The sequence below is a fragment of the Phyllobacterium sp. LjRoot231 genome, assembly GCF_964253365.1.
Classification (GTDB): Bacteria; Pseudomonadota; Alphaproteobacteria; order Rhizobiales; family Rhizobiaceae; genus Phyllobacterium.
Window position 1 is genome coordinate 157,320 of the sequence record NZ_CAXUQT020000004.1, and the last position, 16,045, is coordinate 173,364.

14 protein-coding genes and 1 pseudogene are annotated in these 16,045 nt (G+C 57.2%); 8 read left to right on the forward strand and 7 right to left on the reverse strand.

What is annotated here, in order from left to right; translation table 11 throughout:
- Nucleotides 1-4 precede the first annotated feature (4 nt).
- Nucleotides 5-2,694 (forward strand): annotated as a pseudogene (locus ACSQ3H_RS29350) (bifunctional acetate--CoA ligase family protein/GNAT family N-acetyltransferase).
- A 15-nt stretch (nt 2,695-2,709) separates the two neighbouring features.
- Here the strand turns inward: ACSQ3H_RS29350 and ACSQ3H_RS29355 are convergent.
- Nucleotides 2,710-3,528 (reverse strand): universal stress protein, encoded by an 819-nt coding sequence (locus ACSQ3H_RS29355; RefSeq protein WP_436120562.1) that lies wholly within the window; start codon nt 3,526-3,528, stop codon nt 2,710-2,712.
- A 48-nt stretch (nt 3,529-3,576) separates the two neighbouring features.
- On the reverse strand, nt 3,577-3,963 hold the full coding sequence (locus ACSQ3H_RS29360) for a hypothetical protein (protein ID WP_436120563.1): 387 nt from the start codon (nt 3,961-3,963) through the stop codon (nt 3,577-3,579).
- A 134-nt stretch (nt 3,964-4,097) separates the two neighbouring features.
- Between ACSQ3H_RS29360 and ACSQ3H_RS29365 the strand changes: the two genes are divergently transcribed.
- Nucleotides 4,098-4,928: a universal stress protein gene (locus ACSQ3H_RS29365; RefSeq protein ID WP_436120564.1), complete on the forward strand. Its 831-nt coding sequence runs from the start codon at nt 4,098-4,100 to the stop codon at nt 4,926-4,928.
- Between the two features lie 32 nt (nt 4,929-4,960).
- Nucleotides 4,961-7,525 (forward strand): cation-translocating P-type ATPase, encoded by a 2,565-nt coding sequence (locus ACSQ3H_RS29370; protein WP_436120565.1) that lies wholly within the window; start codon nt 4,961-4,963, stop codon nt 7,523-7,525.
- Nucleotides 7,526-7,758: 233 nt separating this feature from the next.
- On the opposite strand, the gene ACSQ3H_RS29375 is transcribed toward ACSQ3H_RS29370, so the two are convergent.
- On the reverse strand, nt 7,759-8,316 hold the full coding sequence (locus ACSQ3H_RS29375) for a flavodoxin domain-containing protein (RefSeq protein ID WP_436120566.1): 558 nt from the start codon (nt 8,314-8,316) through the stop codon (nt 7,759-7,761).
- Between the two features lie 517 nt (nt 8,317-8,833).
- On the opposite strand from ACSQ3H_RS29375, the gene ACSQ3H_RS29380 reads away from it, so the two are divergent.
- Nucleotides 8,834-9,508 (forward strand): CBS domain-containing protein, encoded by a 675-nt coding sequence (locus ACSQ3H_RS29380; RefSeq protein ID WP_436120567.1) that lies wholly within the window; start codon nt 8,834-8,836, stop codon nt 9,506-9,508.
- 416 nt (nt 9,509-9,924) lie between these two features.
- Here the strand turns inward: ACSQ3H_RS29380 and ACSQ3H_RS29385 are convergent, their stop codons facing one another.
- Entirely contained in the window at nt 9,925-10,146 is a 222-nt protein-coding gene (locus ACSQ3H_RS29385; RefSeq protein WP_436120568.1) for a hypothetical protein, read from the reverse strand.
- A 174-nt stretch (nt 10,147-10,320) separates the two neighbouring features.
- Between ACSQ3H_RS29385 and ACSQ3H_RS29390 the strand changes: the two genes are divergently transcribed.
- Both ACSQ3H_RS29390 and ACSQ3H_RS29395 read left to right on the forward strand, forming a co-directional pair.
- Nucleotides 10,321-11,157, forward strand: a complete 837-nt coding sequence (locus tag ACSQ3H_RS29390) for a universal stress protein (RefSeq protein ID WP_436120569.1) — start codon at nt 10,321-10,323, stop codon at nt 11,155-11,157.
- A 40-nt stretch (nt 11,158-11,197) separates the two neighbouring features.
- Nucleotides 11,198-11,644: a pyridoxamine 5'-phosphate oxidase family protein gene (locus ACSQ3H_RS29395; protein WP_436120570.1), complete on the forward strand. Its 447-nt coding sequence runs from the start codon at nt 11,198-11,200 to the stop codon at nt 11,642-11,644.
- Between the two features lie 21 nt (nt 11,645-11,665).
- Here ACSQ3H_RS29395 and ACSQ3H_RS29400 read toward each other — a convergent pair whose 3' ends face one another.
- From ACSQ3H_RS29400 to ACSQ3H_RS29410, 3 genes are all read right to left on the reverse strand, one after another.
- Nucleotides 11,666-12,133: a DUF6691 family protein gene (locus ACSQ3H_RS29400; RefSeq protein ID WP_436120571.1), complete on the reverse strand. Its 468-nt coding sequence runs from the start codon at nt 12,131-12,133 to the stop codon at nt 11,666-11,668.
- On the reverse strand, nt 12,130-12,540 hold the full coding sequence (locus ACSQ3H_RS29405; RefSeq protein ID WP_436120823.1) for a YeeE/YedE family protein: 411 nt from the start codon (nt 12,538-12,540) through the stop codon (nt 12,130-12,132). Before ACSQ3H_RS29405 ends, ACSQ3H_RS29400 begins: the two co-directional genes overlap by 4 nt.
- An 88-nt stretch (nt 12,541-12,628) precedes the next feature.
- Nucleotides 12,629-12,862 (reverse strand): hypothetical protein, encoded by a 234-nt coding sequence (locus ACSQ3H_RS29410; protein WP_436120572.1) that lies wholly within the window; start codon nt 12,860-12,862, stop codon nt 12,629-12,631.
- A 203-nt stretch (nt 12,863-13,065) separates the two neighbouring features.
- On the opposite strand from ACSQ3H_RS29410, the gene ACSQ3H_RS29415 reads away from it, so the two are divergent.
- The gene (locus ACSQ3H_RS29415) at nt 13,066-13,542 is read left to right on the forward strand and encodes a phasin family protein (RefSeq protein ID WP_436120573.1); all 477 of its coding nucleotides are present in this window, start codon (nt 13,066-13,068) and stop codon (nt 13,540-13,542) included.
- Between the two features lie 70 nt (nt 13,543-13,612).
- Entirely contained in the window at nt 13,613-16,045 is a 2,433-nt protein-coding gene (locus tag ACSQ3H_RS29420) for a phosphoketolase family protein (protein ID WP_436120574.1), read from the forward strand.

Consider the following 16,045-nt stretch of genomic DNA (forward strand, 5'->3'; position numbering starts at 1 on the left):
GCGCATGAGCGTTCGAAATCTGGAACACGCCTTTCACCCAAAATCCGTTGCTCTGATCGGTGCGTCGGACAAAGTAGGATCGGTCGGCAGCATCGTCATGCGCAACATTGTGAGCGGTGGCTTCGAAGGCGAAATCTGGGCCGTCAATCCAAAGCACCGAATGGTCGATGGCCGGACTTGCTATCACAAAGTGGAAGACATTCCGGGTGTCCCGGATTTGGCCATAATTGTCACGCCCCCACAGTCGGTTCCCGGTCTCATCCGCGATCTGGGGGAAAAAGGTACCCGCGCGGCCGTCGTCATTACCGCCGGCCTTAATGGCGCGAACGGATTGCGGCAGGAAATGCTCGATGCTGCGAAGCCCTACCTTTTACGCATCATCGGACCCAACACAGTTGGTCTGCTGCTGCCGCCAGTTAAACTGAATGCCAGTTTCGCCCACATGAATGCGGAGCCCGGCAAGATTGCGCTGCTGTCGCAATCGGGCGCGATCGCAACGTCGCTTATCGATTGGGCTGCCGACAATCAGATCGGCTTTTCCCAAATCGTGTCACTTGGAGACATGGCGGATGTTGACGTCGCAGATTGCCTCGACTTGCTGGCGGGAGATACCGGGACAAAGGCGATCGTCATGTATCTGGAATCGATTCCGCATCCGCGCAAATTCATGTCCGCCGCCCGGGCTGCTGCCCGCCTCAAACCCGTCATTGCGATCAAGCCTGGACGGCACAGCGAGGCCGCGAAAGCCGCGGCAACGCACACAGGTGCCTTGTCGGGTGCCGACCGGGTGGTAGACGCAGCGTTGCGCCGGGCCGGGGTGTTGCGCGTTGGCGGTCTGGCAGAATTGTTCGAAGCGACGGAAACCCTGTCAAGATTTGCGGTGCTGGAGCGGGTGAGGGTGGGTATCGTCACCAATGGCGGCGGCGCAGGCGTTCTTGCGGTCGATCAGCTGATGGACAACAAGGGCGGGCTTGCAGAGCTTTCGGCGACCACGCTGGAGCGTCTTGATCAGTGTCTGCCGCAAAATTGGTCTCATGCAAATCCGGTGGACATCGTCGGCGACGCACCGCCCGAACGGTTCAAGGCTGCGGTGGAAGCTGTTGCCGCCGATCCCGGGACCGATGCCATTTTGGTGCTCAATTGTCCGACCGGACTGGCGTCGCCCATCGCCGCCGCCACCGCTGTTGCTTCGTTGGTGAGTTCCGGAATGATTGCCGGCAAACCCTTATTTGCCTGCTGGCTCGGTGAACGTGTGGCCCGTGAAGGTCGCCGCGTGCTCGTCGCCGCCGGGATCGCAAGCTACGAAACGCCAGCGGCCGCCGCCAATGCGATATCCTATCTTTCCGACTGGTCACACGCACAACAGGCGTTGATGCGTGTTCCCGACAGTCGGCACGCTGATAAGCGCTTTGATCGGGAGGCCGTTTACCGGCTCTTTCACCGGGCAGCGGCCGAAGGCCGCCGCATGCTGACTGAACCGGAAGCCAAGGCGGCAATTGCAGCATACGGAATTCCAGTTCCCCGGACCCTTGTGGCGCGGACGGTTGATGAGGTGGAGCATGCTGCCGGCGAATTGCTGTCAGCAGGCGGCAAAGTTGTGGTGAAATTGCTTTCCAAATCGCTCACCCACAAATCAGATGTCGGCGGCGTTGTGCTGGACATTGCAACGCCGAGAGCGGCGCGCGAAGCAGCGGTCGCAATCGGCGCGCGGGTCAAGGCTCACATGCCCGATGCAGACGGCGACGGTTTTGCAGTGCAGCCGATGGTCATGCGTAAATACGCGCAGGAGTTGATCCTGGGTATGAGCCACGATCCTGTTTTCGGCCCTGTTATCTTATTCGGAGCCGGCGGCGCCGGGGTGGAACTTATCGATGATACAGCCGTCAGCCTGCCGCCGCTCGATGACGTCCTTGCAGGCGACCTGATCGACAGAACACGCATCGGCCGTCTGCTGGCTGGATTTCGCGACCGCCCCCGGCCGCCGACAGGGCGAGCATAGTCGATGCGATCAGTGCCGTGTCGCAAATGATCGTCGACTTTCCCTGCCTTATTTCGATGGATATCAATCCGCTTCTTGCCGACGCCAACGGTGTAGTTGCACTTGATGCCCGGATTGAAATTGATCCCGATGGGTTGAAGCGATCCGGTCCCAATCCCGGTCTCGCCATCCGGCCTTACCCGTCGAACTGGGCGAGAGATGTGACGCTCGAGGGAACAGCGTACCACTTGAGGCCAATTCGACCGGATGATGTGGGTTTGTATCCGCTTTTTCTGTCGAAGGTGTCGCCGCACGATCTCCGCTTGCGCTTTCTTGCCCCGCGCCGGACGTTTTCCGATAATGCCCTGCGCCGGCTTACCCAGCTTGATTATGACCGCGACATGGCTTTCGTGGCATTGAACACACCTAGCGGGGAACTGGCCGGGATAGCTCGACTCAACTCCGATCCGGATCACGAAATCGCAGAATACGCAGTCCTTGTCAGAACGGACTTGCAGGGGCAGGGCCTTGGTTGGGAATTGCTCCGTCAATTGATCGATTTTGCAAGAGCGGACGGGATGAAACAGATTGAAGGGCTCATACTCAGCGAGAACAAGAAGATGCTGACATTGTCCCGAGAATTCGGATTTTCAATTGCACACCATCCGTCAGATCAAAGTCTCATGCTGGCAACGCTCAATCTGCAGCCAGCATGATGACACGGACGACGTTCAGCTCGACAAGAATCGACTGAAACTGTCTTCTGCGAGGAGGGAACGGGTGACGCCGCCAAAAACCAATTCCCGTACCCTGCTGTGGCCGTACGCGCCTGAGACGACGAGTTCCGCACCCATTTGCCTGGCGAAACGAAGAAGACTTTCGCTCTCGTGCCTGTCCTTGATGATCTCGCTTCGTGCGGTCACGCCATGCCGGTGAAGGAATGCGCAAACGTCGTCGATGCTTTCCTGTGTCAGCATGTCCGCCCCCCGGTCGACCGTCACGACCACTACTTCGCTGGCTTGACATAGCAACGGAAGGGCATCGACGACAGCGCGGCGCGCCTCGCGCGTGTCCTTCCAAGCGATCACGGCGGTGTTGGTTAAGATGCGTTTCGCTCCCTTAGCGGCCACGAGGACGGGCCGACCAGCTTGCAGTACGAGATTGCCCAAATTGATGAAGCGCTCGGGGTGACCGAGGGTCAGATCGTCTTCGCACCCCGTGACGATCAGGTCGGCCACCCTCGACATTTCAATGATAAGCCGAGTTGGATTGGCGACACCATCGCGCCATTCGCGCGAGACGTTGGTCCCTGCATGGCTCTCAAACTCACGGCGCAAATTTTTTATCCGCAGTTCGATTTCTTCGCGCTCGTGGGCCATCTCGCCGTCGGTCATCATCCCTTCGGGCCATGCCATCGGAGCAGACGGGACCGCAGCTGCAAAGCCGATCAGGTGGGAGTTGAATCGAGCAGCGAGATTAATCGCGTAGTCCATGAGCGGCGCAACCGGGCCGTCGATGTTGAGATTGACGAGTATGGTTCTGTAGGACATCGCTGTCACCTTTCAAACTTACGGGTTCTTCTTGTCGCGGCGGATGACCTATGGCTTTTCCACCAGGGTGATCCGGTAGGGACGCATGGCTTCGCCGTTGCCGATGGAGATATATTCGCCCTGGACGAAGCGTTCGTCACTCAGATGAAAGGCAAGTTCGTCGTCGGACAGGCCTTGCGCGTAGTCGAAATACCATTGACCGCCGGGTTTCCTCCGCAGCCTCCCAATCAAGTCCTCGCCCTTGGGGCGAAAGCGGCGGACGCGGCACAGGCTCTGGTTTTCTTTCCATTCTGCGGGGTCAAGCTGTCCGTGCTCGTCGAGGGGCACCAGCAAATCATAGCCTTCGCGGGAATCGCCCTCGGGATGGCCTTTCTCGCGTGCCAGCACCAGCCGCACATGGCGGAATTTGGAAGTCAGTTCTGTCAATTTGACCATCGGAAATCTCCTTGTTGGCGTGGAATCTACTGAAGAAATTTTCGGGGCGCTTTGATCCAGCGCAAGGAGTCCTGCAGTGCCCCGGCCTATGGCTAAGACTTGGACATATGGTTCCTCAAACAAGGATAGCTGCCATGTCGTGCAGGAGCGTCTTTAGTGTCATCGGGATAGATCAGTGTGACCGCGACATTTTAAATGCCATCCACCTCTGCAAGGAGCAGGACGCGCATCTGAGCGTCCTCATCGTGTCGCTCGCACCCACGCCGATGGGGGGCTATGGGGTCGTGGTTTCCGGAGCGTGGTTGCTTGAGCGCGAGGCAGATATTGCTGCGATGAAGAAGCGCGAAAAGCAAATCATATCGCTTGTCCAAACTGCTGGCCTCAAGGCTGACGTCGACAGTTACTATTGCGAAAAGGATTGGGCGGACGAAATCATCGGGCAGCGCGCGCGATTTTCGGACGTCACCATTATCGGTCCTGATCTTCTGCATCAGCCTGCACTGAAAACGCCTGCATTAAGCGGAGCGCTGTTCCATTCCGGAAGGCCGACCTTGGTAGTGCCGACAGGCGCGCGTGCCACCTTGCGTCCGCATAACGTTATGCTTGCCTGGGACGGGCGGATCGAGGCTGTGCGCGCGGCGCGTGAGGCCGTCAATGTCATGGCAACGGCCGTGGATGTCCACGTTGCGATAGTCGATGGCGATTCAGCGGAGGTGTCGGATAGCCGTCCACGGGCAAACATTGCCGCCTACCTGGCCAGACATGGCATAAAGGTGAAGGTTGATCGGTTGCGCACACGCGGCACGTCAGTCGCAGACCTTTTGAAACAGCATGCCAGCGAAATCTCTGCCGACATGATCGTCATGGGGGCATACGGACACTCGCGGCTGCGCGAGCGGCTGTTTGGGGGCGTAACCAGGACCATGATCGAAACATCGCCAATCCCCACTTTCATGATGCGCTGACCAATTCTTAAGCGAATTACCAAGGTGACGAGATGAACATGCCGCAACCGATTGCCCGCTCAGCGATGTCTTCGAGCCCAATACATGCGGGGCTGACCAGTGCCGAGGCCAAGCGTCAGCTTGAAAAATATGGCCCCAACACTATGCCGGAAGACACCAGCAGGTCGGTCTTCGCTATCGCGAGAGAAATTTTGACCGAACCGATGTTGTTGCTCCTCGTTGCGGCGGCAACGCTTTATCTCCTGATTGGCGACCTTGCGGAAGGTCTCCTTCTGGCTGGCTTTGCTGTCCTCACCGTCGGGCTCGTCTTCTATCAGCAGCAGCGAAGCGAAAATGCGCTTGCCGCCCTGCGGAAGCTGGGTGCACCCACGGCGCGGGTCTTCCGTGACGGCAAGGAGTGCACCATTGGAGCGAGTGAGGTCGTTGCAGGAGACCTGATGCTGCTCGATGAAGGGGAACGCGTTCCAGCCGATGGAATGTTGATCAGCAACTCAGGGTTGGTTGTCGATGAATCGCTCTTGACAGGAGAGAGTGTTGCCGTCCGCAAGCGCACAGACGACGGCGGTGAGCTGGCTGCCGTGCCGGGAGGCGACGACCAGCCATTCGTCTATTCCGGAACGCTTGTCGTCAAGGGCCATGGAGCGGCGACTGTGTTGGACACCGGAACACGGACCCGTGCGGGACGCATCGGCGTTTCGTTGGCGTCGATCGTCGTGGAACGAACCCGGCTGCAGATCTCCGTGAACCGGATCGTTCGGCTTTTCGCAGGACTGGCCGCGATTGTGTGCTGCGCTTTGGTCGTCTTCTACGGTGTCTATCGAGGGGACTGGCTGCAGGGCGTCCTCTCCGGCATCGCGCTTGCCATGGGCATGCTGCCGGAAGAATTCCCGGTCGTTTTGACAATTTTCCTGGCCATCGGTGCATGGCGGCTCGCACGTATCAATGTCCTGGCCCGCCGGCCCGCCGTCATCGAAACTCTTGGAGCCGCCACCGTTCTTTGCGTGGACAAGACCGGGACGCTCACCGAAAATCGCATGCGTGTCCGGTTTCTCGACACCTTGACTGACCAACTCGAAGTTGAGCCAGACTTACGTGACATACCGCAAGCCTTCCGTCCGCTCGTAGATGCCGCTTGGCTCGCGACACGGCATGCATCCATCGATCCGATGGACCGGGCGGTCGCAGGACTGGCGTCACGGGCCGGAGAGTATGAAACGATGGATTGGCCGATGGTTCGCGAGTACGGCCTCAAGCCGGAACTGTTGGCAATGTCTATCGCTTGGAAGAATGACGCCGGGCATTTTGCGGTTGCCTGCAAAGGCGCACCGGAGGCCATCATCGATCTATGCCATCTCGCCGATGAAAAAGCAGCGAGGATCATGGAACATGTTCAGGCCATGGCCGAAAAAGGCTTGCGTGTCCTTGGCGTTGGCATCGGGACGGCCACGCGGGGTGAACTGCCTGAATCACAACACGGCTTCGATTTCACCTTCACGGGGCTGCTCGGCTTCGAGGATCCTTTGCGGACAACTGTGCCTGCGGCAATGAGTGAAGCATTCCGTGCGGGAATATCGGTCAAAATGATCACGGGTGATTATCCAGCAACGGCACTGGCGATCGCCTCTGCTGCCGGCATTGACACCAAAGACGGCGCTGTCACTGGCGACGAGCTCGAACGTGCGGATAATGCTGAGGTGAAACGGCTGGTTTCTTGCGCAAATGTCTTTGCCCGCATCATGCCCGAACAAAAGCTGCGTATTGTTGAAGCTCTCAAACGCCAGGGTGAGATCGTTGCCATGACAGGCGATGGGGTAAACGATGCGCCAGCACTCAAGGCGGCACATATCGGCATTGCAATGGGAAAGCGTGGCACCGACGTCGCCCGCGAAGCGGCAGGGATAGTGCTGCTCGACGAAGATTTTGGAAGCATCGTCAGGGCAGTCAAGATGGGAAGGCGCATCTTCGACAATCTGCGGAAGGTGATGATCTACATTTCCGCGATCCATGTCCCGATCGCCGGGTTGGCGCTAGTACCGCTGATTGCGGGCATGCCACCGCTTTTCTTTCCGGCCCATGTTGTGGTGATCGAGATGATCATCGACCCGATGTGCTCGATTGTTTTTGAACGCACGCCAGCTGAGCGAGATATTATGATACGGCCGCCGCGGTCGGTCGAAGATCCGCTTGCCGGCATTCCTCAGATTATCTTTGGCGTTCTCCAGGGCGGCGTGCTCCTCATCGTGTGCCTTGCGCTTTACCAGGGACTGTTGCTGCAGGAAGCATCGGTCGAAGCGGCCAGAACTGCGGCTTTCATTGCCGTAACGGCCGGGAATTTGTTGCTGGCCTTGGTAAACAGCAGCCGCGAAGCGGTCATTGTGCACGTGCTTGAACGCGGTCGAATGACATTCTGGATCGCCGCGGCGATCGCAGTGTCGGTTGTTTCAATCTGCATTGTCCAACCCAACCTGGCCGAACTATTCGGATTCACCAGGCTTCAAATTGGACAGGCCGCGCTCGCTGCAGGTGCCGGAGTGGTTGCGGTGCTGCTGTTCGACGTGGTGAAGTTTCTACCCGCTGTCCGACGAATTATCGGCTAGGCCAAAGATTGGCTGCTGCAGCAGGTCGTTTTTTCGGAGAATTTACCGTTGGCCTCTAAACCACGACAAGACTGCTGGCCATAAGGCCAATATTCCCATGAACACGGTAATCAGGGCCAGCATCACAAACATCTGCAGGACCCCAAAGTTTGTAGCGTCGCGTGTCACGAACCATCCGGTGATCGCGCCGGCGACAATCAACAGCACGCGAACGAGCCAGCCAAACATCGCTGTTACTCGCCCGCCAGATCGCGTTCTTTGATGAGAGCTTGCGAGATGTCATCGACAAAGCGCTTGACCTCGGCCCAATTGGTCAGCTCGTAATCGTGTTTTGTGTCAATCGGTCCGCCCTCGGCCGATGCGATACGTTTGAGCATCCAGCGCTTGAAAAAGTCGTACTCCGTATACTTGAGTGCGCCGGCACAGTGTAGGACAAACCGAGGTTTCCACCCCGTCTCATCCGAAAGCCTGACCGGATAATTCCTCGCCTCGGTCTTTTCCTTCTCATCGGCACTTGCAATGGAGAGCGACACGGAAATGAAGGCTGACGGCATGCCGTTGAGAACCGTACTCCAGTCATGGACATAATGGACAAATGGCGACGGGTAACGACCTATATGAACAGGCGCGCACAGGATCGCCCCGTCGCCTGTGCCTGGATCCGCAAATCCGACCTGATTTGCATCGGTCAGCAGGACCATGTGACCTTGCGTCTCCAGTTGACTGGCAACCGCTTCGGCGATCTTTCGAGTCTGACCCTCAATCGTGGAATAAAGCACCAGGAAATTCATGGCGTAGCCTCCTGCGTTGATCATCCGGAATTTATTTTCCGGGTTGCAAGCCTCGGTGATCTACGAGCTGCCCGCATTGATGCGCATCAATAAAACTCGAGGGACGCGTGAAAGCGCAGTCGGAACGAAGTGCGGTGGAGCGGGCATCCTGGGCTGCGCCGGGAGTGAAAATATTTGATGACCGCATTATCGTTGCATGATTGCGGTACCAGGACGCGGAACCTCGAGCTTTGTTCCGGTACGGAGAATGGCGCGAACTTTTGATTGAGGTCGAAGCCTGCGCCGTGTGCGGGACTGGCCTGTGGCGGTCTTGGGGATACACGGTTGCCGCTCATGCCCGGACACGAAATCGTCGGGAAAGTCATTGACAGAGAGGTGTTGTCGCAACGCGCCAAGGGAAACGCGTCGGCGTTCCGTGGCTTGGACATCTGAGCGTCATCAATCCGTCGTCGGGGTATGAAATGATCTCTGAAACATTGTCGCCCCCTGATTTTGACCACGCTGGACGGAGAGAGCCATGAACGCATCTGATGTAATGATACGAGCCGTGGCAACGGTAGGGCCGGATACGCCCATTGCCGAGGTGGCGAAACTCATGATGCTCAACGATGTTAGCGCGGTGCCAGTTGTCGATGACAAGGGAGGCATCGTCGGCATCATCAGCGAAGCTGATCTCTTGCGGCGTGAAGAAATCGGTACAGAAAGGCACCGACCATGGTGGCTCGAAGCTATGACTCCGGCGACAACGCTCGCCGCAGAATTTGCGAAGTCGCATGGCAAGCGGGTAGACGAACTTATGTCGAAAGAGGTTATCACAGCAACAGAAGACACTCCGCTTGCGCAAATCGCGGCTATCCTGGAACGCAACCGCATTAAACGGGTTCCCATCATGCGGGGATCTGAGTTGGTTGGCATCGTCAGTCAGGCAAATCTGGTCCAAGCGCTGGCGTCATCTGCCATGGCCACGCAGGACGGATGGGACGAGAGCCGTATGATAAAGCAGGAGATCCTGTCGCGATTGGAGCAGCAAACGTGGACGGATTTCGGAAACCGCAATGTCATCGTGACGGGCGGCAACGTTCATCTGTGGGGGCTCGTCGGCTCACAAGCAGAGCGCAAGGCGCTCACAGCGCTTGTCGAAGGAGTGCCGGGCGTCACGGGCGTCATCGACGAGATGATTGCAGCGTACTAAAACATTGCATGTTGAGCACCTATCGCCGCAACCGGCAATTTCAACATTGTGGGAGCGACACCCGGTTTGAGGACGCGACAATGGGACTGGAAGTCGTTGTTCGCTGTAGCGCGACGCGTCGGCCACCCGGCTCGGTTGGTTGAAGCGTTTGGTCCACCGCTACTCCGTCTGGTCAATGACCGCTTGCACCTTGAAAAACAGATCCTCCGGGACGAGCGCGAGGAATGATTTCCCGCAGGTCGTAACCTCGCACACATTCCGTTTTACGGGTTCCGGGTTCGGACAGTGTTAAGAACGACTTGGCGACGGCGTCTACCGCACACCTGTCGATGTGCCTCCCCGGGCGGCGCTTCGCTCCCGGAACTGGGGAACGGATTCACCTTCGCCGTCTGCCGTCTCCAAAGAAATCGGGCGAGTCAGTCTGCGACAGACATCGACTGATCATCGATCCTAGATATGATTTCTTGATTGGCTTCGATGGTACTTTCATATCGCTTCATCATGCCATTTAACAGATCGGTCCACGCCCGATTACCCGGCATCTTGCCCGAGGCAAGCATTTCTTGAATGTCCCTAATTAGCGCTTCGGCTTCGTCATTTCCCTTGGCGAGTCGAGCCCTCAAATCGTGCAAGTCCATTTTCTCCTCCAGCGTCTACTGGCGTTGATTTCCCGAATTAGTCCTCGCGTCAATCGCGCCTCAGAATGTAGGACCCGTGCGTCCCTCACACATTGATCTAGCGCAATGCCGACTTACAGGCTTGCCTCTAATGTTGGGTCCACGAAAACGTTGTTTCCACTCGGAGGGATTAAAATGCGTTTCAAGAGCCTGCTGAGCATCGTAGAGGTTAATCAAACCGACAACGACCTAAAGATTGCAATTGACCTCTGTTCGGAAATTAACGCCCAACTATCGGTGATGGTTTTCGCTGTCGCATCTTTGCCGCCAATCGGGGACTACCCGATTGGCACCGCCGATGTATGGGTGAAGGAACGTCAGAGAGATCTCGCTGTCCTCAAAGGGAGGGTCGAAGACGTGGAGATGCTAGTCAGAGATGTAGACATTTCGGCTGCGATAACAGACGAATATCCCGAACTCGCGCGAATTGGGCACATCGTCGGGAGATATGCGCGCTATGCAGACGCGACTATTATTGGTCCTGATCTTCTCACCAATGAAGCGTTAAAGGCCAAAGTTATCGACGGAGCCTTGTTCGAGTCCGGCCGACCAATCCTTTTGATCCCGCATGGCACGAAGCCAACGCTCCGTCCGAAGCGTGTTTTGCTTGCCTGGGATTCTGGTGTGGAATGCACGAGGGCGGCCCGCGAGGCGTTAGACATCATGGCTTCTGCTGAAGAGGTACACGTGACCATGGTCGATCCCGACACCAGTTCGATCGCCAATGGTCCCGAACCCGGTGCCGACATCGCCGCCTATCTTTCGCATCACGGAATCAACGTTGACGTGGACCGTCTTCCGAGCGGAGGCCAGTCCATCGCAGATGTCCTGAAACAACATGCAACGGACATCTCTGCCGATTTAATCGTCATGGGCGGCTACGGTCATTCGCGCACGCGGGAGTGGATCGTTGGTGGTGTGACCAGATCTATTGTTGATGATTCCAACCTGCCTGTCCTCATGGCACGTTGAGAAGGCAACCGTAACAGCGCGCAACAAGGAGTAATTCACCATGCAGATTACCGAGATGAACCAATTCGAAATCATGCAAGTGATCGAGAACGCCACCGTGGGACGGTTGGCCTGTGTGCATGACGGCCAGCCCTATATCGTCCCGCTGAATTTCGCCCATCACTTTGGCGCGCTCTACGCGTTTACCACATTCGGCCGCAAGGTTGAATGGATGCGGAGCAATCCGAAGGTTTGCGTGGAATTCGACAACGTCTCTGCAACCAACGATTGGCAAAGCGTCATCGTCATGGGGCAATACGAGGAGCTGACCCATGATCAGGACACCAACGAGGCACGCAACGAAGCGTACGGACTTCTGAGCAGACGAGCTGAATGGTGGGAGCCAGCCTTTGTGAAAACTGTCATTCGGGATCATGTGCGGGCGCTGCAGCCCGTCTATTTCCGGATCTTGATCACCGAAAAGACAGGGCACAAAGCGATGAAGTGACAGGTTCATCGTAACGTCACCTCAGCGACGCAGTTGAAGGTCAATTGGCGGGTCACTGGTCTGGCTCGTTCTAAGCAAACGGTCGTGCACTTGCATGCCGGCGAGCATGCAGACGACGAAAACCGTTGGCTTAACCGATCCCATAGACAACAGTGCCACGGCTGGGCCCGGGCACAATCCGCCGAGGCCCCACCCGATCCCGAAGATTGCCGAACCAAGGATGAGCGGCGCATCGATCTTCTTGTTCGTTGGAACGTGGTATCTCGGTTCCAAGACGGGGTGGCTGGATATCCGCATGATCTGGACTCCGAACGTCGCAACGACTACCGCTCCCCCCAGCACGAAAGCGAGACTGGGATCCCACACACCGAAAATATCAAGGAAACCTTGCACACGTTGCGGATTCAGCATTCCGGACAAAGACAGTCCAAAGCCGAATACCAATCCCGAGACCAAGGCTATGGCGAGTTGTGCGTATGGATGCTTCATAGCCCGGCGATCCTCAGGATCGTTACCGCAGCAATGCCTGTGGCCAGGAAAGTGACGACCGCCGCAATCGAGCGGCGCGAAAATCGCGCGAGGCCGAGCACGCCGTGGCCGCTGGTGCATCCGGATCCCATCCGTGTTCCGAACCCAACCAGAAATCCCGCGCAAATGATCAGCGGCCAAGATGAAGTGACTGTAACGACGGGCCAACGGCCGAACAAAGCATTGAACAGGAGTGGTCCCAATATCAGCCCCAGGACAAAGGCCGCGTTGAGACCTGTGTTGAGGCCTTGCGCCAACCGCCCGACAATTCCGCTGATGCCGGCAACACGGCCGTTGAACAGTAGGAACATTGTCGCGGACAGCCCGATCAGCATACCTCCAGCCAAGGCAGACAAATAAACGTGCATTTCCATTCTCAATCCCGACGAAGGCCCTTGGGTTCCGCCATGCCGCATGGCTTGCATGGCGAAGGTTGGGCGGCAGTAACGAACAATATCAACTCTTCCTACTGAACTTTCTCAAGTAGCTCGCGACGTCGACCTGAACTTTGGCATCTAGTTTGAGAGCTGCCTGGTCAGCAATTCTGTTCATGGCGGCAAGCACCTCCAGCTTTCCCCATCCCGCGGCGAAGGCGTCGCTGAGCAGCTCCATCAACCGCAACTGGATCGCCAGTTCGCAATCCTCCGCACGCTTGGGATCGTTCAGGCAGCGTTGCGGTCTCGCGATCATCAGATGTCCTTTCATGCTGGAAGGTCTTTGCGGCTTCTCATGTTGCCGGATCAAGGAGAAAGTCCCCATCTATGTTAGCCTGGTCGAAAAGTTGCACTTTGATCTCGGTCAAAGAAGCCGGAGTCTACGCTTCGAACCAAATCCTAGCTTGCCCGATACAGGCTTTTACAGCTCGATCTGTTTGTGTGCGTTGAGTTTGACCTATGTCAATGAAGTGCCGCGACCTGCGTGAGACGGTCGGTAATCTGATTGCATTCCGCTTTCAGGCTTCGACCGAAGGATCAGATATGTCCTATCAATTTGAATCCCAGCCTTCCGCGTCCATCGTCAATTCCGTTCCCTTTGCCCAGGCCAGCCGGACACTGGCGATGGCAGCTGTGCATATACAGGCTCACGCGTTAAAGGCCTTGATCCGCATGCAAATCGAGTCTCTGGCGTTCGTCCAAAGCCGTTGCGAGCAGGACGTGAAGTTGATTGACGATCTGATCACTTCCGAGAAGTATCACAACACGTTTGGAGTGTATGGAGAATTTTGCCGCGACGCCGCTTCGGAGTACGCTGCCGAAACGCGCAAACTGATGACCATCGGCTCCCGGTTCGTTTCCGATTCGGCTACATTTGCGGACGGCGAAGTTGACAAGGTCTTCGAAGATGTGACCGCTCGAACCATAGAGCCTTGAGCCAATCAGGACTGGTGATTGAACCCCGCCACTCGCATGGCATCACCACAGCAGCGCACAGGAGGCCGAAATGTCCAACGATGCAGCAGTCACCGCAAAGCGTCTCTCTCGCCAAGAAGCGGAACAGATCGATGTGTATTGGCGGGCCGCCAATTATTTGACGGTGGGGCAGATATACCTCCTCGACAATCCTTTGCTTAGAAAGCCGCTGAAACTTGAGCATGTAAAGCCGCGGCTGCTCGGTCACTGGGGAACGTCCCCGGGCTTGAGTTTCATCTACGCTCACCTGAACCGGATCATCCGAAAGCAGGACGCCAATATAGTTTATATATGCGGGCCGGGGCACGGTGGGCCCGCAATGGTTGCGAACGCCTATCTCGAAGGGAGCTATACCGCCCGTTACCCGGACGTCACCCTCAACGAAAAAGGCATGGGCAAGCTGTTCCGGCAGTTTTCGTTTCCCGGCGGCATTCCGAGCCACGCCGCGCCGGACGTGCCGGGTTCCATTAATGAAGGCGGCGAGCTGGGGTATTCATTGTCCCACGCCTTCGGCGCGGCCTTCGACAATCCGGATATTGTCGTCGCGTGCGTCGTGGGGGACGGCGAAGCTGAAACAGGACCGCTCGCCGCAGCTTGGCACTCCAACAAGTTCCTGAATCCGCAGCGCGACGGTGCCGTTCTGCCTATACTGCACCTGAACGGCTATAAGATCGCCAACCCGACGGTACTGGCGAGAATTCCGCATGAAGAACTACGTTCGCTTTTTGTCGGATATGGCTACGATCCGATTTTTGTGGAGGGAGACGATCCGGCGCTGACGCATGAGCTGATGGCGGCGGCGCTCGATGAGGCTATGGACAAAATCCGGTCGATCCAGACAGCATCGAGGCAAGACTACGATGCCCATGCGAAACGTCCGATTTGGCCGATGATCGTACTGCGCAGTCCCAAGGGATGGACAGGACCCAAAGAGGTCGACGGCTTGAAGACCGAAGGGTTCTGGCGTTCCCACCAGGTCCCGCTGTCCGGGTTCGTCGACAATCCGGAACACCTCAGGCTTCTCGAGGAATGGTTGCTCAGCTATCGGCCGGAAGAACTCTTTGATGCGAGGGGAGCGCCCATCGCCGAGATTGTTGAAACCACCCCTCGTGGCAGCCGCAGGATGGGCTGCAACCCCCATGCCAACGGCGGAATGTTGCGCCAGTCGCTCGAGATGCCCGACCTCGAAACCCATGCGGTGTCCTTGTCGGAGCCAGGCGCTGTGAAGGCGGAAGGCACTAAAGTGATGGGTGCGTTTTTGCGCGACGTGATGCAGGCAAACGTAACATCAAGAAACTTCCGGATGGTAGGGCCCGACGAAACCGCGTCGAACCGCCTTCAGAACGTGTTCGAAGTCACAGACCGCACCTGGATGGCTACGGTATTGCCGGAGGACACCAATCTTGGTCCCAACGGGAGGGTGATGGAAATCCTGTCCGAGCACACCTGCCAAGGATGGCTTGAGGGTTATCTTCTCACGGGAAGGCACGGCTTTTTTTCGTGTTACGAGGCCTTCGTCCACATCGTCGATTCAATGTTCAACCAGCACGCAAAATGGTTGGACGCGGCTCGAGACATTCCTTGGCGTCAACCGATCTCCTCCCTCAACTATCTCCTCACCAGCCATGTTTGGCACCAGGAGCACAACGGCTTCAGTCACCAGGATCCGGGTTTCATCGACGTCGCCCTCAACAAGAAGGCCGATGTCGTGCGCGTTTATCTTCCCCCGGACGCCAACACGTTGCTTTGCATAACCGATCACGTGTTGCGCACCTGGGATCGGATCAACATCATCGTCGCGGGAAAGCCGCCACTGTGGCAGTGGCTGTCGCTGGAGGAGGCTCGTGTCCACTGCAAAGCAGGCCTGGGGATATGGCACTGGGCTTCGAATGAGGGCGGCCTTGAGCCCGACGTTGTCATGGCATGTGCGGGCGATGTGCCGACGCTCGAAACACTTGCGGCCGTCAGCATCTTGCGGGTGTTCATGCCCGAGCTTCGTGTTCGGGTGGTCAATGTTGTTGACCTCATGGCGCTGCAGCCAAAGGAACGCCATCCGCACGGGCTTGCCGACGACGAGTTCGATGCAATGTTCACCAAGGACAGGCCTGTCATCTTCTCCTATCACGGCTATCCATGGACGATCCATCGTCTGACCTACCGCAGGACCAATCACGACAACTTCCATGTGCGCGGCTATAACGAGGAGGGCACGACGACGACGCCGTTCGACATGACGGTGTTGAACGGCCTCGACAGGTTCAGCCTTGTTCTGAGCGTGATCGAACAGGTTGCTTCATTTGACCCTCAAGCAGCGGAACTGAAACAACTCATGCAAGCAAATTTGTTGGCCCATCATGACTATATCCGCGAGCATGGTCAGGACATGCCGGAAATCCTGAACTGGAAATGGAGCACAAATGTCGACCAAGCGGTGCCTGCATCACCGTCCTCCAATCCGCATTGA